Origin of the sequence: Methylocaldum sp. GT1BB (assembly GCF_051027545.1) — a bacterium.
Taxonomy (GTDB): Bacteria; Pseudomonadota; Gammaproteobacteria; order Methylococcales; family Methylococcaceae; genus Methylocaldum.
In genome coordinates this window covers 2,741,430-2,760,362 of record NZ_CP194902.1, presented here as the reverse complement: position 1 = coordinate 2,760,362, position 18,933 = coordinate 2,741,430, and the positions used below count along the sequence as shown (strand labels likewise).

General features: G+C 58.8%; 14 protein-coding genes and 1 pseudogene. 12 read left to right on the top strand and 3 right to left on the bottom strand.

Annotated elements, in window-relative coordinates; translation table 11 throughout:
* Positions 1-6: 6 nt before the first annotated feature.
* The 8 genes from ACR2TX_RS13750 to ACR2TX_RS13715 all read left to right on the top strand — a co-directional run bounded on the left by ACR2TX_RS13750 (position 7) and on the right by ACR2TX_RS13715 (position 12,330).
* Positions 7-1,200, top strand: coding sequence for a hypothetical protein (locus ACR2TX_RS13750; RefSeq protein WP_434129831.1), 1,194 nt, complete (start codon positions 7-9; stop codon positions 1,198-1,200).
* Complete coding sequence (locus ACR2TX_RS13745; RefSeq protein ID WP_434129829.1) at positions 1,190-2,350, top strand: hypothetical protein; 1,161 nt, start codon at positions 1,190-1,192, stop codon at positions 2,348-2,350. Before ACR2TX_RS13750 ends, ACR2TX_RS13745 begins: the two co-directional genes overlap by 11 nt.
* A gap of 593 nt (positions 2,351-2,943) precedes the next feature.
* Complete coding sequence (locus ACR2TX_RS13740) at positions 2,944-6,633, top strand: hypothetical protein (RefSeq protein ID WP_434132474.1); 3,690 nt, start codon at positions 2,944-2,946, stop codon at positions 6,631-6,633.
* Positions 6,630-7,457, top strand: a complete 828-nt coding sequence (locus tag ACR2TX_RS13735) for a hypothetical protein (RefSeq protein ID WP_086134576.1) — start codon at positions 6,630-6,632, stop codon at positions 7,455-7,457. Before ACR2TX_RS13740 ends, ACR2TX_RS13735 begins: the two co-directional genes overlap by 4 nt.
* 5 nt (positions 7,458-7,462) lie before the next feature.
* Positions 7,463-8,602 carry a hypothetical protein gene (locus ACR2TX_RS13730; RefSeq protein WP_086134575.1) on the top strand — a complete coding sequence of 380 codons (1,140 nt, stop codon included), beginning with the start codon at positions 7,463-7,465 and terminating at the stop codon, positions 8,600-8,602.
* Complete coding sequence (locus ACR2TX_RS13725; RefSeq protein ID WP_086134593.1) at positions 8,602-10,287, top strand: helicase HerA domain-containing protein; 1,686 nt, start codon at positions 8,602-8,604, stop codon at positions 10,285-10,287. The genes ACR2TX_RS13730 and ACR2TX_RS13725 overlap by 1 nt, the downstream gene beginning before the upstream one ends.
* On the top strand, positions 10,280-10,858 hold the full coding sequence (locus ACR2TX_RS13720) for a hypothetical protein (RefSeq protein ID WP_205781089.1): 579 nt from the start codon (positions 10,280-10,282) through the stop codon (positions 10,856-10,858). The genes ACR2TX_RS13725 and ACR2TX_RS13720 overlap by 8 nt, the downstream gene beginning before the upstream one ends.
* Complete coding sequence (locus ACR2TX_RS13715) at positions 10,855-12,330, top strand: serine/threonine-protein kinase (RefSeq protein ID WP_086134574.1); 1,476 nt, start codon at positions 10,855-10,857, stop codon at positions 12,328-12,330. The genes ACR2TX_RS13720 and ACR2TX_RS13715 overlap by 4 nt, the downstream gene beginning before the upstream one ends.
* 925 nt (positions 12,331-13,255) lie before the next feature.
* On the opposite strand, the pseudogene tnpC reads toward ACR2TX_RS13715, so the two are convergent.
* The 3 genes and pseudogenes from tnpC to tnpA (ACR2TX_RS13700) all read right to left on the bottom strand — a co-directional run.
* Positions 13,256-14,734 (bottom strand): annotated as a pseudogene (tnpC, locus tag ACR2TX_RS13710) (IS66 family transposase); the annotation flags it as partial.
* A gap of 23 nt (positions 14,735-14,757) precedes the next feature.
* Complete coding sequence (tnpB, locus tag ACR2TX_RS13705; RefSeq protein ID WP_077732713.1) at positions 14,758-15,102, bottom strand: IS66 family insertion sequence element accessory protein TnpB; 345 nt, start codon at positions 15,100-15,102, stop codon at positions 14,758-14,760.
* Complete coding sequence (gene tnpA / locus ACR2TX_RS13700; RefSeq protein WP_434129827.1) at positions 15,099-15,497, bottom strand: IS66-like element accessory protein TnpA; 399 nt, start codon at positions 15,495-15,497, stop codon at positions 15,099-15,101. Before tnpA (ACR2TX_RS13700) ends, tnpB (ACR2TX_RS13705) begins: the two co-directional genes overlap by 4 nt.
* 150 nt (positions 15,498-15,647) lie before the next feature.
* On the opposite strand from tnpA (ACR2TX_RS13700), the gene istA reads away from it, so the two are divergent.
* The 4 genes from istA (at position 15,648) to tnpB (ACR2TX_RS13680) (ending at position 18,923) form a co-directional block, all read left to right on the top strand.
* Positions 15,648-17,198, top strand: coding sequence for an IS21 family transposase (gene istA / locus ACR2TX_RS13695; protein WP_086134636.1), 1,551 nt, complete (start codon positions 15,648-15,650; stop codon positions 17,196-17,198).
* Positions 17,199-17,213: 15 nt separating this feature from the next.
* A complete protein-coding gene (gene istB / locus ACR2TX_RS13690; RefSeq protein WP_086134637.1) occupies positions 17,214-17,966 on the top strand; it encodes an IS21-like element helper ATPase IstB in 753 nt (250 codons plus the stop codon).
* Positions 17,967-18,219: 253 nt separating this feature from the next.
* Positions 18,220-18,582: an IS66 family insertion sequence element accessory protein TnpA gene (gene tnpA / locus ACR2TX_RS13685; protein ID WP_086134638.1), complete on the top strand. Its 363-nt coding sequence runs from the start codon at positions 18,220-18,222 to the stop codon at positions 18,580-18,582.
* The gene (gene tnpB / locus ACR2TX_RS13680; protein ID WP_240507032.1) at positions 18,576-18,923 is read left to right on the top strand and encodes an IS66 family insertion sequence element accessory protein TnpB; all 348 of its coding nucleotides are present in this window, start codon (positions 18,576-18,578) and stop codon (positions 18,921-18,923) included. Before tnpA (ACR2TX_RS13685) ends, tnpB (ACR2TX_RS13680) begins: the two co-directional genes overlap by 7 nt.
* Positions 18,924-18,933: the final 10 nt, after the last annotated feature.

The window sequence follows — 18,933 nt, the reverse complement described above, 5'->3', positions numbered from 1 at the left end:
ACCGGGATGGCAAAGGCACAGCACGATACATTGCCCCACTTGGGACTACACTCCCAACTGCATCATGACATGCCAACGCTATTCCAATGGCTAGACCGGCAGGGGCTCACGGAAGAAAGCGGAGTATTCGATCGTCCGACTGACGCTGCCGAGCCGGCCCTGGAGATGCTGAGCCGGAACGTCGTGCTGGCGCAGTCGACGAGCCGCCGTGAATCGCGGCCGAGCAAGCGGGACGATTTGAAGGCTTTGAAGGAGCGCTTCAAGGACAGGCAACTCGGGGTCAGCCAGGATGCCATGTGGGGTGCGGTGAAGAACGCGGAAGCCGCTGTCCGGGAGTTGCAATGGACCAAATTGCCGGCCGATGCCCTGGCATTCTACCGGCCGTTCCACTTCCCCCCGTTCGATCAATGGGGCATTTATCTGCTGATAGGCCCCCTGTTGAATTACCACCATGAACTGGTGCAACAGAGCCAGCAGCTCAAGGTATTTTCCCCGGAAACCTTGATGCACCTCGTCTTGTTCGAGGTGTTTAACCACGAATTTTTTCATCATCTCGTGGAGGCCACAGCGACCACGCTGGAAATCGTCTTTGCGGCTCAAGGACGAATTCAGCCGGTTTTCCTGCGGTACTGGGCTCAACAAGCGGCAAACACCTTCAATCATCCCCATGCCCCTCTGGAAGAAGCGCTGGCGAATGCCTATGCATATAACGCCCTGGGCTTCATCAGCCGCGTCAAGGTCGGATTCAAAACCGCGAGCGTCAAAGCCTATCAGCAGGCTATCGCCAAGCACTGGCATTGTGAACCTCCGGGTTATCGTGACGCCGGCCGTTATATCGGCGGCGACTATGTGGGCGGAGGTGCGAGACTGTTGGAGCACTTGCTGGACGCTCCCGAGATAGCCAACGAAGTTCCTCTAAGTGTATTGGCCAAACACGTCATGCCTGCCGGTTTCTCTGCCTTCATGGCCAAGCCGGACATACCGACCTGGCTTGTGGGTGATGAAGCCGAGCTGAAGTTGCTTCAGAAACTGGTACCCGCTCCGAACGAAGCCTATACCCAGTTGTTCTGGCCCTACAACACAGACAGCATCGATCAATTCATCGCGAAAAAGCAGGCTGAAGAGAAGGCACGCAAGGCCGCTCAGAAGTCAGCTCGCATTGATGCGGCAAGAACCGGGGATCTTTTCGATGGATTCTAAATGGATCGGCGCTTTGTCCTGTCTGCTCCGGCAAGGTTTCTTGTCCGACCCCGAGCGTCGCTTCCAGGCGATCTTACAGGGAATCGCGTTCCCGACCTCCGACGGCTGGGCAGCAAGCCGCTTATTGCTCGCCCAGCGTGAGGCATTAGGCTCCGATAACGAACTGGTGATGGCTTTACTCGCCTTACAGCCGGAGTGGCGTGCCCCTTGGCTACGCATCCTGGCGGCGCGCTGCCGGGAGGCCGGGCAGATGGGGGGCGAAGCGCTGGCGGATCTGGTGACCCAAGTGGGCAGGGCGGCGGCATGGGTGGAGGCGCAACTGCCACACGCCTCACTGGAGCCCACCCCCTCCGCAGCTGTCGAGCGGGAGCTGTTAGGGGTGAGCGCCGAACAGGCGGCCGCAACGCCCATGCTGGCGCGGGCGCTGGCTGTTGCGTTCGAGCTATCTGTCTCCCGGAACGACACTCTTCCGATATTGCCTATGATTGACGGCAGCGGTGTTCAGGCCGATCAGAACTGGATCAAGGGCCGCCTGCTCGCCCTGCCGGGGACCACTGTGGAATCCAACTATTTGCTGCACGGTAAATTGGCCGCGTCGGATGACACCGGCACGGATGATACCGCGATGACTTGGGTGCTACGTACGCCTTGGGCGCTGCTGCTGACAATGATCGTTTATGCACAATATAACTGGGCGGCGGAGACACGCGGCGGTTTGCTGCTGGAGCTGACGCCCGGCCAGAACGCATTCACTCCCGGCGAGATCAGCGTGCTAGTGGCAGGGCCGGAGGGCGATGAAACACGCTGCGGTACCTTGGCCGATTTGGTACTTCGCAGCCTGTCGCATCTAGGCGTGTACTGGTTCCCCTACTCTCCCCGGCCCGATGAATTGAATACCTTGCTGGCCGGGATCGTCGGGTCGCTTTTGACCCGCCATGTGTGGCGCTACCAGGATGGCGCCAGCGGCCAGAACGGCCAATATCTCATTCATCCCTTGTTTGCTGATGCCTGTTTCAGGCTGCCGGCCAGCAAGGTATTCAATCGAACCGGCCGCCTGTTGTGGCAGGCCGTCAGAATGAGCGCCGAGGACATGCGCAGCGAACGAATTAGCGCTTTGCCGGGTATGAAGCGCCCAGGAGATGACGAGTGAACAAACATGACCCCGTGACCGATGAAATGATCGCCCATCTGACCAAGCGTCATGTCTGGGCCGCCACCGGTGTTTCCGACTATCCGCCACGCGACCCACTGGTGGGTCAGAGCCGTTTCTTCAAGCGCTACCGTACTTTCATCCATACGGTGGATCAGGATGCCGACAACTTCGCGCATGTATTCGCGGTGGAAGCGGAATGGGGCCGAGGCAAATCCCGCCTGGGGCATGAACTGATCGCACAGATCAACGACTGCTCCAAAGGCTGGTTTGTGCGCGATCAAGACGGCAACCTTGCCGATCAGAAGTTGTTCGATCAGGCGACGCAAGACCAGTATCTTGCCCTGTACATCCGCTATTCGCAGGTGGCTTCCGATTACCAGAATTCGGACAACTGGTTTGGCTTTGGTCTGTATAAAGCTTTGCTGCCTTTGGCGACCGGCCGGTTCGACGGTTCGATCCAGAGCAGGATCGCCGAGCAAGCCTTGCACCGATTGACGCCCGCCGGGTTTGACTCCAGCCAATTGGCCGATCGCTTGGAAATAGGCCAACAGCACAACGATGAAGCGCTGTACGAGGAAGAAGGCTTGGTCGTGCGCCTGGTTCAATCCGCCTATACCTATTTGCAGCAGTTCGGCATTCGCTATGTGCTGGTGGTATTGGACGAACTGGAAACCGTCGCCGAGGCGGCCACCTTCGGCTTGGAACAGGACGACGCGAAACGTCTGGATGGCCAAGCTATCCGCCTGATCGGAAAGGCCATCAAGGAGGAAGATCCCCGTCGCAAGCTGCCCTGGTTGCGCTACGTCGCGCTGTGTTCTCCGCTATTGGGCCAGCAGTTGCGCGAAATTCAGTCCGTGGCGCGACGCTTCGAACTGGTGGAACTCGAACACAATGCCTTTGCGGATGTGTCCGACTACGTGAAGCAACTCAAGTTGGAACGCAAACTCGCTTATGACTACCCGAGGGGTCTGGTGGAAGCCGCCTATGGCATGAGCGGCGCTAATTTCGGCTGGTTCAACGTCATTATGGCCAATGTGGATTCCGTACTGGCACAGTACGAATCCGCCGGCAAGCCCATTCCCGCCATCGGGGAGTTGTTTGATGCCGTGATCGAGAGCTCGGGCCGCGTAGCAGAGCATGTGCTGGACGCTCACGCGATCGACGGCATCAAAACCGGTGACTATGAGCTGAAAGACGTTGCGCGCACCTTGCTTTACGGGCAGTTGCCACTGGCGTTGAGCCAATGCCCGCCGCGCTGCAAAGAACTGTTGAACCTGCAGAATGAAGACGCCGAGCCGGTCGCCAGCCTCTATCGCAAGATCCCATTCGATGCGCTGAAGTGCCGACAAGCCCTGGAAGACGCCAAGTTCAAGCGGGAAAAGGACGCTTGGTTTTACCCCGCCGTGGAACAGGCTCTTAGTCTGACCGCGTTGCTGCAGAACCTACGCACGTTCGCCATCAACGAAACCGAAACCGACGTACTGTTGCTACCGCTCTCCCGAGCCGAGTTCAAGCACCTTTTGAGCCTGCTGTATGACCATCCAGCGGTGGAATTTGCGGCCGATGCGCTGTGGCAAAAGCTGATCGGCAACGAGCATCAGCTCCCCGACGAGGACGCCACACATATCGGCCCCAGCGTGGCAATGCTGTTGCGGCTGGATCTGCGTTACCGGAATCAACAGCACAACACGATGGTCTTCCGCGACCCGGCCGATGCCGATGCGCACGAAGCAGCGATGAAGCGCTTCCTGCTCGATGGCGGCAAAAATGTGTCGCTGCGCTTCCAGGTGCGACTCACGGGCTTGATGCGCCTGCTGGACAAAAACTGGCAGTATGCGCAGGCGCCCTATCCGAACCATGAACATCTCACGATCCAGGCCAGCCCGCGGGGTCAGGCAGCCGGCCAACGGGGCGGCCTGCTGTTCTGCGACGGTTTGAAATTGCACCCGGATAACCTGGCCTGGTTTGCCTGGGTAAATAACCGCGACGAACTGGATCGGCTGCATCGTCTAGCCGCCTTGCGCCATGGGGAAGATGGCCGCTTTCCGGTCATGGCTTTTACGACATCGACGCATTTGATGGAGCAATACAATCGGGGCGACGTGAGTGACAAGCTCAAGGACGACGTGCTCCTTTACTACCTGAATCAAAGCGAAGTCGATCAGTTGGAACGTATTGGCCTTCTGACTGAATACTGCAAAGACTTTGCGATGGCCGAGAGCGCCTTGACCAGCAAGTTTAAAGGCAAGCTCAATGCGCTACGTGACTTCGCCTATCAGGCCATGCACCAATGGCGGCAACGGCTCAACGAGCGCGGTCTGATTGCGTGGCCATTCAGGCCCACCGGAAAGATAAATACTCACGAACGTGAGCTGCTCTTCCGTACTTGGAAGCTGTTTGCCGTCGATGAGCCGAACCTCGCCAGCCTGAATGATTTGGACATCCGGCACGGGATCAATAGCGAAGATGTGGCGGCGTTATTGCAGCGCCTAGCCTTACCCAATAGGTTCTTGGGCTTGGGATATACAAAGACAGAAAATGCCGGATGGTTCTCTGAACTTGCCAATCCGCAGCAAGCGCAAGCACAGCTGCCACACTTCCTGGCCCGTATCGGCAACCCGGCCAAGACGCAGGAATGGACTTTGGACAAGGCCAAAAGGGACTGGTATTGGGGGTACTTGGCGCACGCCGGCCTAACACCAAAGAACGTTTTCGATGACTGGATGTGGTGGTGCGGCGAACTGCATTTGTTGCAATTGGAAGATGCCACGGCCCCCCATGCTAAGTGGCGGTCCTATCCGCGTGCAAAACTGGATTACGCGATCACCGAAGCCAGGAACTGGTTTGAAGGCAGTGCCGCCGATAGCTATAAGACCACTGTCGCCAAGCTGGAACGCGTGTTTGGCTATGACCGCATTCCAGCCCTGTTTGCGCCTTTGGGCAGAGTGCCGGTAGGAACCGAGACCGTCGAGGCGAATGACCAACTCCAGGCTGCCCGCACGGCGTTCGACAAGCTCAAAGTCGATGAAGAAGCTTTGGGGCTGGTAGGCGTAGACGAGCTGGCGTTGATCGCAGAAAAACTGCCGTCGCTCTTAAAAGGTCGTTCCGAAGTGCTTCATCGGGTAGCCCGCGTCAAACCACTGATCCCACCGAGCATCAGCCTCGGCAATATCAATACCGTACGTCTGGAGGACAAGGGACAATCGCTCTACCAGCGCATTGAGCAGGCACGACTTTTTGCGGAGTTCGTCGATAAAGCGGCACAGCAGATCAAGCAGCGAATCGCTGCCTTGATCAGCGATATCAACACAGATAGCCAGGGTCTGACCCATTTTCCCCGGAGTTTATTCACACTGTCGTTGCAAACGGTTTCCAACATACTGGACGGAGCGCTCCAGCAACAGAATGACAGCGCTACCGCGGCCACCGAGGGAACCGCGAGCTCCGATACCCTGCTGCACTATCTGCGCTCGCTGCAACTCGACAAGGCGGCGGAACGATTGCACCTCTTAGGGGATGAAGCCGGTGTCAACATCGACTCCAGCACCCACCAAAGCTTTGCCGACATCAGCGGCTATATCATGCGTGCATACCGGGACGGTAAAGAAAGATACGAGCGAGCGGCCGACTATCTGGCTGAGCTGCAGGGGCGTTGTCACGAGGCCGCGCGCAAATTGGAACCGTTACCTTCCGACTATGCTGAAGCGAATCATCCCCAAGCGGTGGCGGTGCTTGTGCAGAAGCTGATTCTGATCGGCGATTACTTCGAGGAGATCGCGGAGTCCGCAAAAATTGAGCGCGAGAAATTTCGCGAGCAAGCGAGAAAAGGTCAATTTGCGGCCATTCTGGAGGTGCCGGAGCGCTTGATGAAGCCCATTCAAACGCAGCTGAGTCCGATCGGTGGTGAACTTCTAAAAATCGAAAATGCCATCGCAGCGCACTGCGAGGCCAAGCTTTCCGCCGTAAACGAGCAGTACCTATCAGTGTTGACCCCATTGCTCCTCGCCTGCAGAAAGCCGGCGCCGCAACCTATTCGACTCGATGAGATTCAACCGCTGAGTCTGCACGACGTGCAGATAAAGCTAGATGCACAATGTCTGCAGTGGGAGAAACAAGCCAACCAATTGCTCGACGGCACCGGACTGGACTTCAATGCGTGGCGGAAACTGGCCGCCGCGATTACGGCCGGGGAAAACCCCATGCTCGATCCGGCAACACAAGATTGCTTGATCAGCAAGGGCATTCTGAAAATGCAACTGAGCTTTGGAGACGGGCCTTGAAGTTCTATCTATCGCCAGCGCTCCACGGGCACAGGCGTGGCCGCTTTCTGGCAAATCTGCTTGCCGCGGAACCATTGCCGAGCCTGTCACTGCCGAACACCGGCGTGCTGCTCATGACCGGAGAGCAGCTTCAAGTGGCCGGCGACCAGCAATCGGAATATACGGCTTGGGCGAGACAACCTGGCCGCATATCGCTGCTGCTGCCCCCGTACCAGGAAGGCCGGATTATTTCTACCCTGGATTGGGTTTGTGAATTCGCGTCCAATCGCCCTGTCGCCCCTGAACCCCATTCGGTGGCGCATTGGATCGCGCAAGAGGTCATCTATCGGATTCAGGGCGTTGACGGTAGCAGCGACACTGATAGCGGACAATGGACAGATCATTCAAGCCACACCCGATATTGGAAGGCCCATTCGAACAGCGGGCTGATTGCCGCTACCGTATTGCCACTGTGGTCCGTTAGCCTACTGGATCATGCCGATTCGGTAATTGCGTTCCTTGAAGCGCTCGGCCGGCACGCCGGCAAGGCATCGGCTCCGGTACCGAGTAAGATCCGCCCGGAAGACGTGCTCCATCCGGAGGATATAACCGTCATGGTGTGCTGTTATGGCTTTGGTGTCGCAACAGCACCCAGGCTCACAGATTGCCTGCGCAACTTCACCGTTCCCTTGCTCGATCTGACCCAGTTTGATTTGCCAGAGAGCTTTGCCCGCCTCAAGCTCATCGGATTTCTGGATGACGGCGGCCTAACCCCAGAGGGATTGGATTATTTACAATCATCAAGATACTGGGCGTTTGCCGAAAATCTCAATGGAGCAGCGTGAATTCGATGAAGACGACAAATCTTGCACAAGCTCTCGCGATAGATAGCCAGCTTCGTCTTCCGGGCAGCGCAGGGCGGCTCTTGAAGCAAATTCGGGATATCGAACACGTTGCCCCTATATTCAGGGATGCAGGGCTGATCAAGGCTGTCAAGAGACCTTCCGTCATCAACCTTGCGGTATCCGGTATCGCTAGCCACTCCTGCATACACCGGGCTCTTGGCGGATTCATTTATGTTTCCGCTGCCGTGAGAACCGATCTTCTCATCCAGGAAAACAAGATCAGCACTACCGGAACGGACTCGGTTTCCGAACTGGACGACATCGATTTCGAAGCACAACGCAAACGGCTGGACCTGGTGGAAATGCGCCACTGCTACGCCTTGGTCGAGCGCCTTATTATTCAGGATGCCGCTCCTAATCTGATATTGATCGATACACCACTTTTTATCGGCAGGGACATGATCCCGTTGAAGCGGAACGTCCGTCACTGGGCGGAGTACGAAAAGACCCGCGATGCCATCGAAGGGTTTTGGCAGAAGCACCGTAAAGACCTATTCCCATGGAATCCGGATGGACCCGTGCTTACCAGTATTCTCGCGGAACGATTCAGCGCCATCGTAAGCATCGCCCGGCAGGATCTGCGTACCGTGGATGGCCGCAAACATCTCCTGCTGTCGGATGGATTTTCACCCGAGTCGGCCAGCGGGCTTTCTGGTCTGGAAGAGCGCCTGATGGGTATCGGAGATACCCGATTCATCAACGGGATCCTGGGCAGCTTCACCCGGACGATTGCCTTTCGAATGACAGAAAACCGATCTCGCATGGAGCCGGCCGGCGAAGTTGATTACGGCGTGATCGGATTTCACTTCCGGAGCGCACGTGGAGGCCAGATCCAAATGGCTCAGATGGCCGGGGAAGAGTCCGATTGGGATTCAGCGTTGCTGGACGCCGTGGCCACCCGGTTGATGGTTCTTGATATGCAAAGTCAGAGAAAGGCTATGCCACTGCCGCAGTTATTGAGCCGACAACAGTTGAATATCCTTGAGAAATTCGCGGCCTACTATCGGCAGGGATTAAACGAAGCACTCCGGAATAATGATGTCGAGAGTACCTGGTTGACGGGGCTCGATGAGGGGTTTGAATGATGAAACACAAAGTACTGGGCAAGCTGGTCGGCAACACCGGCGACGCGGCGCAACTCACCATGGTGGTGAACGACTCTTTTTCCGTACGCCGCGGGGAGTTCGTGCGCATCATGCATCAAGAGCGCGCGGACGAGGGCGTCGTTCCCGTGCTTGGGCGTGTCACCCGCATTACCCGGACCAACATGCTGTTCAACGCGGGCTTTGGTGATGGGGTGACCGAACTCGAGTTGTTGCCCGGTGCCAATGTTACGGGTGAAAGCCTGTTCGCCAATTTGGAATTGGTAGGTTACCGCGATCCGGTTTCTCGCCAGATCAAGATTCCTCGCCGGCCGCTCGATCCAGGTGCAGCTGTGGAAACGGTGGATTTCCAGTTTCTAAGCGATTTCTACGAATTTAATGAACACACCAGCCTTCATTTGGGAAATCTGGTGGGATATGAACGGGGAGAAAACACCGTCCCCGTCTTTCTCGATGTCAATAAACTAGTGACCGAGCACATGGCAGTACTGGCTATGACCGGCTCCGGGAAATCCTACACAGTTGGGCGCATCATCGAACGGCTAGTAGCACTCAATAACGGGACGGTCGTTGTTTTCGATCCGCATGGAGAGTATGGAAAAGCTCTGGCGAGGGGGCAGCTGAATTTTTCTGATGGGCTCGCAGAGGTGGAGGATGCTCGCGATCGCGATGTTTTGCCCAGGATTCGCGACATGCTGGAACGGCTCCAGCAGGCCGGTGCCGGTATTCAGGTTTACACGCCGCAGAACGAATCTTTCAAGCACAAGTACGCGGGCAAGAATACGCAACTTGCACTTCAGTTCGACCATTTTGAGATGGACGACGTGGCTGAAATCCTGCCGGGGCTGACCGAACCCCAGCAACGGGTTCTCGATGTTGCAATCCGATATTGGCGAAATGCGGACAAAACCGAGCCCAGGGATATCAATCGCCTTCGCTACCTCCTAGGTGACGGTATTGAAGAGTTACGCGAGTGGGACGATCTCTCGGAAGCGGAGGCAAAGGCATTGAATGGCCGCAGTGCTGCGGTGGCATCCATGAAATTGTCTCGCGTCCTTAACGAAGCGCAGAGTTTTTACTCAGCAGCGATGGATGCGCCAACAGATATCTACAAGATGGTGGGCCGCCCCTCGAACCGACAAGGACGCCTTATCGTCATCGATCTGCAAGGACTAAGCGACACGGCCAAGCAGGTCGTCTGTGCACTGCTCTCGAGCGAGATCCTCAGAGCGGCTTCGAGCAAGACTGACCCACTGCGCCCCTGCTTTTTGGTCTACGAAGAAGGTCATAACTTCGCCCCGGCTGCCGGCAACGCCGTCAGCCATCGAATCATCAAGAAGATTGCCGGCGAAGGTCGCAAATTTGGGGTGGGATTCGCCATCGTCAGCCAGCGCCCGTCGAAGCTGGACGCGGATGTGACCTCGCAATGCAATACCTTGGTGACCATGCGCCTGAAGAATCCGGACGACCAGCGCTTTATCGCCAAAGCCTCGGACATGGTGAGCAAGGCGGATCTCGATGAACTGCCCGGTCTTTCGACGGGTGAGGCTTTGGTGTGCGGTCGATCCATTCCCGCGCCCTTGCTCGTAAAAGTAGGCGGCAAGGCATTGATCCATGGCGGCGAATCCCCTGAAGTTCTGCGCGTTTGGGGGACCTTCGGTGAGTGATTTGGCCCGTCGCATTTGCGAGGCGATGTCATCGCTCGAATTCGTTGAACGTAGCTATCCGATGCTTACCCACTGGGGTGTACGTGATGCAGATGTGCTCGTCCACAGCCTGGGCTGCAGCGTCTGGAACGCGCTTGGCCAGGAAATGGGATTCATGGCGGTGACCGAGTGCCCGGCGCCAATGACACACGGGGCCGACATTAGATCGGATTCGACATGGTTCTGTCGTCAGCAGCGGTCCCCCATTGCCCTGGTCGAGTTCGAACGATTCGACGGTACTGAGCGTGGCCAACTCAAACTCGATGAGAAGTTGTGCAATCTGCTTGAAGCCTCCATGCGTTGGGGTAATAGCCCCTCCGTTCTGGTTCTCGCTACGTGGAACAAGGGGGTGGTTTCCGCTCCGGACAAAGACAAACTCGTGGAACGATGCCGCAATGGCTTCAGGTCATCGGTTGGTGCTCGAGTACCCCCCGTTCGCGCTATAGCAGTCGTGTTCAGTCGATTCCTCTTCGAAATCGAAAGCAATGGCAGCATGTTATTAAAGCAGTTACGTTGCGAGAGGTTATTGTGAATATCAGGTCGGCCCATTTTCTACCTGGTACCAATAAACGCCTGGGTGACAAGTATCTTTTACTTGAATGTCTAGGCGACGGAAGCCATGGTTGGGTTTGGCGTGCGGAGCGATTGAAAGACGGCGCGATTGTTGCGGTAAAAATTCCAAAAGACTTAACCAAAGACGATCGACGTCTCGCGGAGGGGAAAGAACTTCTCAATATCGAAAGTCATCCCAACATCGTCCGAATTCACGACATGGGAAGGGTTCCACCGGAGAATGAATGGTTCTTCATAGAGATGGAATACTTCCCTAGCCAGAGTCTTGCGCAGAAGCTGGAGCAAAGAAATCAGCACTTCGGAAACACGTTTGAACGACTGTTCAACATCTACGCCCAGGTTCTGGATGCCATCGGTTTCTTAGCCAACTTATTGCCCCCCATTTCCCACGGCGATATCAAACCGCACAATATCTTGGTAGGTGCCGGGGACTTGGTGAAGCTGACCGATTTTGGAAGCTCGGCTCTTCCTGAGGAAATCTATGTCCGCACCAGGGAGAATGGCGGGACCGTCCTATATGCCGCACCGGAATTTTCGGACAGTGTTTCGCGCAAGGGAACCTTTGAGGAACTCCTTCGTGGTGACATTTACAGCTTAGGTGTTCTCCTTTACCAACTGCTGACAGGGCGACTACCCCATGAAACGCCGGCGCAGGTGCGGCGCCATGCCCCATTTAAGAAACCGAGCGAAATCAACGCCAACATCGTACCCGCGATTGATGACTTGATCCTCCGATGTCTTGAAAAAGCTCCATCAAACAGATTCCACGATATCGAATCATTGCGCCATGCATTTGATTTCGCCAGGGACAGACAATTAAGCGCTCCACATTACTCGATAGCTATCTCGACCAATCAACGTCTCGTTGACTGGTCGACGGCAGTCGTGGATGCCTTGGAGGCCCAGGATTACTTCAAGGCGGCGAAGATCGCTGGAGCCGAGTTTACGAGAACGCGTGACTGTGGCGCATTATTGCAGCAACTCAACGCGCTCTATCGTGCTAACCGGCTTTTTGAATTTGAAGAGGTATTCGAGCGGGAAAGACAGCGTGCGCTTCCTCAGGATGAGAATGCAAAGTCAATACGCTTGCTGGGCATTAAAGCTTTTCTTTCTCTTCGTAAGATTGATCGGGCAAAAAGTCTTTTGGATGACGCCAGAACACTTGACGGGGAATCTCTAGAGCTCGACTTTCTCTTGGCCACAATATTTGGACTGGAAGCAAACTTTCCGGCAGCGCGAGAGGCTCTTGAAACAATTAATCGAAAGTCACCCTCCAAACCACCTGTACTAGTCCGGCTCATACAAGTATGCGAACAAATGCGCGATTACGCCGCTGCTGCTGGGTACCTGAAGCATGCATTACGGATTACTAGGGACGCCCCAGAGTTATTGGCTAAACGGCAGCGATATCGGGATTTAGGGCTTTTGTAAAGCAATCGGCTCTAGTCAGAACTGTAATTGTATACAACTGATTCCCACGGGTTCTCTTGCGTTAAATCGCGATGAGCGCAAACGGCCCTATCACCAAGCGCCATTAGACTGCCAGGGAATAAAACGGTTCGGCAGGGGAGAGATCTTTCCCCTTGATCGAGATCATCTGGCTCTTCATCACGCTCTTCTCCTTGACCGCTCTTAGCGAACCTCCGCAGCAGCCAGGACACACGGGCGGTGCCAAAAAATCGCTCGCTTGAAGGCAGCAATCTTCCTGTCGAGCCGATTCACCACATGCCGGTCGGCGGCTTACCCTTAGTCCCGAACCCTGAACACGACACGGCTCTGGATCCATCGTTCAAAGTTTTGTTGCAACTCTAGATTCACTGCGTTTAGGAAATCAAGAGCGGTACCGCACCTGACCCTCTTGGAACTAAAGTTCCCCGACGATTCCCGCATCGAGAAACCGCTACCGCATCGCTGGCACGCCGGATCCAATCCCGCCTCAGTATCTCCATCGAGTCGTCGATACGTCCGCTCAGTCAAGTTGAGTTCGCAAGACGCTTGCTCTGAAAGGAAAGGATGCGCCCGAATCACGTCGATTGTTTACCTGCATGCCGCAGAAACTTTTCGCTGAAAGCAGTCCGTAGGCTCTTGGGTGCGTATTCCGGCCGAACGTGACCGGGGGTTCCGGAGCAACGTGACCGCTGGTTTCGGCGGATCGTGACCAGTCATTTCGGTCGAACGTGACCGATTTTGGTCGGTTTCCGGAATCGGCGGTCACGGTAGCGAAATAGCCGGTCACGATGGACCGAAATGGATGTCGAAGATGGAGGTGGCGTTGCGCATGAACCGTAAGCGTCCGAGCCTTACCGTGTTGACGGCGTCGAGCCGCGATGGGCTGGGTCAGTTCCGTCACCTGATCGGCGAGGTTCCAGGGTAGGAACTCGTCGATTCGATTGACCGGATGCTCGGCGATGCGGGCCAGCACGGTCCGGAGGTACGCCTCCGGATCGAGGCCGTTGAGCTTGGCCGTGCCGATCAGGGTGTAGATCGCCGCCGCTCGCTGGCCGCCGGCGTCGGAGCCGGCGAACAGATAGTTCTTCCGGCCGAGCGCCACCACCCGCAACGCGCGTTCCGCGGCATTGTTGTCGATCTCCAGACGACCGTCATCGCGATAGCGGGTCAGCGCCGGCCAGCGGGTCAGGGCATAGCGGATCGCCTCGGCTAGCGCCGACTTTTTCGAGACCTGTGTCAGCGTGGTGTGCAGCCAGGTCTGAAGCGCCGCGAGGAGCGGACCCGCGCGGGCTTGCCGCGCTGCGGCGCGGGCCTCCGGCGGCTGGCCCCGGATCTCGGCTTCGATCGTATAGAGCGCACCGATACGCTGGAGCGCCTCGGCCGCCAAGGGACTCCTGTGGGCCTTGTGGAGCTCGTAGAACTTGCGCCGGACATGCGCCCAACAGGCCACTTCCTGCACGCGACCGGTGTCGTACAACCCGTTGAACCCGGCATAGCCATCCGCCTGCAGGGCGCCTTCGAAGTCCTTGAGATGCGTCCTGGGATGCTGGCCTTGGCGGTCCGGCGCGTAGGCGAACCACACCGCGGGCGGCGTGAGATCACCGGCCGGGCGGTCGTCCCGGACATAGGTCCACAGCCGACCGGTCTTCGTGCGCCCCTGACCGGGCGCGAGCACCGGGACCGGGGTGTCGTCGGCGTGGAGCTTCGGACCGGCGAGCACATGCCGGCGGATTGCCGCGACCAACGGCCGGAGGAGGCCCGCGGCGTCGCCGACCCAATCGGTCAAGGTGGAGCGGGACAGAGCCACGCCTTCGCGGGCGTAAATGACCGACTGGCGGTACAGCGGCAGATGATCGCCGTATTTCGAGACGAGCACATGGGCCAGCAGTCCCGGACCCGCGAGCCCCTGGGCGATGGGCCGGCTCGGCGCCGACGCCTGGACGATGCGGTCGCAGCGGGCGCAGGCACACTTGGGGCGGACGTGGCGGATCACCCGGAAGCGGGCCGGGACGTACTCCAGGATTTCGGCGACCTCCTCGCCCAAGGGCTTCAAGGGACCGCCACAGTCGGGGCACTCGGCCAAGCCGGGGGCATGGACCTGAGTTTCGCGGGGCAGATGATCGGGCAGTGACCGGGGCGTTCTTACCCGGCGCTCGGCTGCGCGCGGTTCGACGATCGCCGCGAGTTCCGCATCGCCCGTTTCGAGTTCCTCCAGCTGAAGTTCCAATTGATCGAGGAGCCCGGCCATTTTTTCGGAGCGGCGCCCGAACTGTTGGCGGCGGAGCTTGGCGACGAGGAGTTTCAGGTGGGCGATTTCGACGCGCTGGGCTTCAATCAGCGTCTTGAGGGCGGGAATCTCATCGGGAAGCACGTCGGGGTTGGTCATGCCCCGATTATACCCGCCCTCCGTCAGGCGGCGTGAGAAGGCGCGGTGCGGATCGGGCGGCGCCAGTCGATGCCTTCCAGCAGCATCGACAACTGGGCGGGGGTGAGGGATACCGTGCCGCCCGTCGCCTGCGGCCAGACGAAGCGGCCCCGCTCCAGCCGCTTGGCGAACAGGCAGAGCCCATCGCCGTCCCACCAGAGTAGTTTGATCCGGTCGCCGCGTCGCCCGCGAAAGGCAAAAATGTGTCCGGAGAAGGGCTCGGCTTGGAGCTGGGTCTGGACCAGGGCGGCCAAGCCATCGAAGCCGCGGCGCAGATCGGTCACCCCGGCAGCGATCCAGATGCGGGTGCCGGACGGAGGCGCGATCATGGGCCCTTGAGACTCGCGAGGACGGTGCGCAAGGTCGCCGCATCGACGGAACCTTTCACCTGAACCCGCGTACCCCCGAGTTCGATGGTGATGGTGCCCGGCGGAGCGGATACCGTGGCTTCACGCGCTGGCGCGGCCAATGCGGGCGTCATCGCCACCGGTAATAAGGTCGGCCCCGGCGGACCGGCCGGGGCGTTCCGGTCCTTAAGGTAGTGTCGGCGCCATTTGAACAGTTGATTGGCGTTGATCCGATGCGCCAGCGCAATCCCCGCGACCGAGGCGCCCGGCTGTAGGGTCCGCTCCACCAGTTCGCGCTTGAACTCAGGCGCAAACCGCCGCCGGCCCAAGTTATCCATCGCCACCACGCCCGTTGTGAAGTCAGCATCGTGAGTCATCAGTGCGTCCACCTCAAGAGTGCGCGGACACCCCGTGCATCCGCTCGCACCAGTGTCGCCTGAGTCTTTCAATCCGTCGAGACGGTCCTCGGCGGACGCTTACCATGAACCCATGCGCCGAGCATCGTTCCCGCTTTTTCGGGAAAAGCGATGCCGGTGAAGCGAGTGTCCATGCGCAAGATCAAAGAGTGTTTACGTTTGAAGTTCGACTGCGCCCTGTCGCACGAACAAATCGCCCGGGCCTTGGGGCTGTCCAAGGGGGCGGTGACCAAGTATCTGCAACGCGCTAGCCAGGTCGGGTTGAACTGGGAGACCGCCGCCGCGCTGGAGGAGTCACAGCTTGAGGCGCGCCTGTCGCCGGCCCGCGGTCAACCCATGTCCCGGCGGGTGTTGCCCGATTGGGCGGTCGTCCACCGGGAACTGCGCCGCAAGGGCGTCACCTTGCAGTTGCTGTGGGAGGAATACGTCGAGGCCCACGCCGGCGCCGCCACCTACCGCTACACCCAGTTCTGTCATCTCTACCAGGGCTATGCCGCCCGCCTGAAACGCTCGATGCGGCAGACGCATCGGGCCGGCGAGAAGCTGTTCATCGATTATGCCGGGCAGACCGTGCCGGTCATCGACCGCGTCACGGGGGAGATTCGCCAAGCGCACATCTTCGTCGCGGTGCTGGGGGCCTCGAACTATACCTTCGCCTGTGCCACCGCGAGGGAAACCCAGGCCGACTGGCTGTCGGGTCTTGCCAAAGCACTTAAGGCGTTTGGCGGCGTACCCGAGTTGGTGGTCCCCGATAACCCCAAGGCGCTGATCACCCGGCCGGACCGCTACGAGCCCGGCGTCAGCCGGATGGCACAGGACTGCGCCCGCCACTACGGCACCGCCATCCTGCCGGCGCGGCCTTACCATCCGCAGGACAAGGCCAAGGTCGAAGTGGGTGTGCAGATCGTCGAGCGCTGGATACTGGCGCGCCTGCGGCATCGCCGCTTCTTCTCGCTGGGTGAGTTGAATCAAGCCATTGCGGAGTTATTAGCCGATCTCAACCAGCGCCCCTTCAAGAAATTGCCGGGCAACCGGCTCTCCTGGTTCAAGGCCATCGACCGACCGGCGCTTCGGCCCTTGCCGGTCCAGCCCTACGACATCGCTCATTTCAAGCGCTGCCGGGTCAATCTCGACTACCACGTCGAGATCGATGGCCACTACTACAGCGTGCCGCATGCTCTGGTCCGTCAGGAGGTCGAAGCCCGCATCACCCAGACCACCGTCGAAATCCTGCACGGCGGACGCCGCGTTGCCAGCCATCCCCGCTGCGATCGGCGCGGAACCCATACGACGCTGGCCGAGCACATGCCCAAATCGCACCGGGCACACCGGGAATGGAGTCCGGGGCGTCTGCTCAACTGGGCAGAGCGGATCGGCCCTCACACCAAAGCCCTGGTCCACCACCAACTGACCCACAAGCCGCATCCGGAAATGGGCTATCGCGCCTGTCTCGGCTTGCTCGCCCTGGCCCGGCAATACGGCGAAGCGCGACTGGAAGCCGCCTGCGAACGGGCGGTCGCCTTGGGAGCCTGCAACCGGCATTCGGTGGTTTCTATCCTGCAAGCCGGGCTGGACCGCCAACCCCTCCCGCCATCAACCCCGCAAACCGACTGGATCAGCCCGGACCACGATCACGTCCGCGGCCCCGACTATTATCACTAACTCCGGAGAAACTCGATGCTGAACCAACAGACCCTCAACCAACTCAAGGCGCTTCGGCTCGATGGCATGGCCAGGTCCTTCGAGGAACAACTCGCCCAGCCCATCACCACCGAACTGTCTTTCGAGGAACGCTTCGCCCTACTGGTGGACCGCGAAGTCCTCTGGCGCGACCACAAACGCCGGGATCGACTGCTTAAACAAGCCAAGCTGAAACACCCGCAGGCTTGCCTGGAAGACCTGGATCATCGTCCGGGACGCGGACTCGACAAGCCACTGATCGCCACCTTGGGGGGCGGCGACTGGATCCGCCAGGCCCATGCCCTGCTCATCGGCGGTGCCACCGGCACCGGCAAGACCTGGCTCGCCTGCGCCCTCGGTCAACAGGCTTGCCGCCAAGGCTTCTCCACCTTCTATGCGCGAGTGCCCCGGTTGCTCGATACCCTCCGCATCGCCCATGGCGATGGCAGCTTCGGCAAACGCCTGGCACAACTGGCCCGTATCGACGTGCTCATCCTGGACGACTGGGGACTGACACCGCTGGACCAAACGGCCCGGCACGACCTACTCGAAGTCATCGACGACCGCGTCGGCATCCGCGCGACGATCATCACCAGCCAACTCCCGATCGATCACTGGCACGGCTGGCTCAACGATCCCACCCTGGCCGATGCCATCCTCGACCGACTCGTCCACCAATCCTATCGACTGATATTGAAAGGAGAATCCTTGCGAAAAAAAGACCGGCAAAACGTCCCAAAAGAAAACTGATCGTGACCGACTCAGGTAGAATTTAAACCCCGCGCAACACCACCCACATCAACCGGTCATCATCACCGAAACCGCCGGTCACGTTCGCCGAAATCCGCACTTGGGCTTCCGAAACCATCGTGAGGCCACCTAGAACGACTCCAGCACCGCGCAAAAAATTACTGACTGGGTTTAATGTTAGCGTTCTGGGAACTCATCTTTCATGACATCCCAAGCCGCGTAACACTCCCGACTTTCCGATCGGGAGGACAGGATGAACATCGATGATGAACGGCTCGCTTTCTGGCGTCGCCATTGGGCGGCTTGGCAGTCCAGCGGCCTCAGCCAGCGCGCCTACTGCCAACAACCGGGGTTGAGCTTCTCCGCCTTTGGTTATTGGCGAAGCCGGGTGAAGGATAGCGCGACCTCGCCGGCACCGGCCTTTGTGCCGGTCCGGGTGGAAACTGCCGCACGGGAGGCTTCCGGCGTCACGGAGACTCCGATACCGATTCACGCGGATACGGGCAGCAGCGTGGAGATTCGGCTGGCCCATGGCCGCACGATCCGGGTCCAGCCCGGCTTCGACGAAGCACTGCTAGCCCGCGTGATCCGGGTGATCCAGCAGGTATCGTGCTGACCTCGGGGCCCGCGCGGATCTTCGTCGCGGTGGCGCTGATGGATTTGCGGCTGGGCCTGGACGGGCGGTGCGCGCGGGTGCAGCATGGCCTGGCGCTGAACCCGTTCGGCGGAGATTGGGTGGTCTTCCGCAACAAGGCCGGCAATCGCCTGAAGCTGGTGGTCTTTGACGGCACCGGGTTCTGGCTCTGCTACCGCCGCCTGGAGCGCGGGCATTGGGTGTGGCCGAAGGTCGGCGACCGGGTGATGGCGCTGAGCTATCCGCAATTCCTGCTGCTGATTCAGGGGCAGGATTGGCGGTGGGTCAAAGTACCGGAAGCTATCCGTCCAAGCCTGATCTGACGCGGGATTC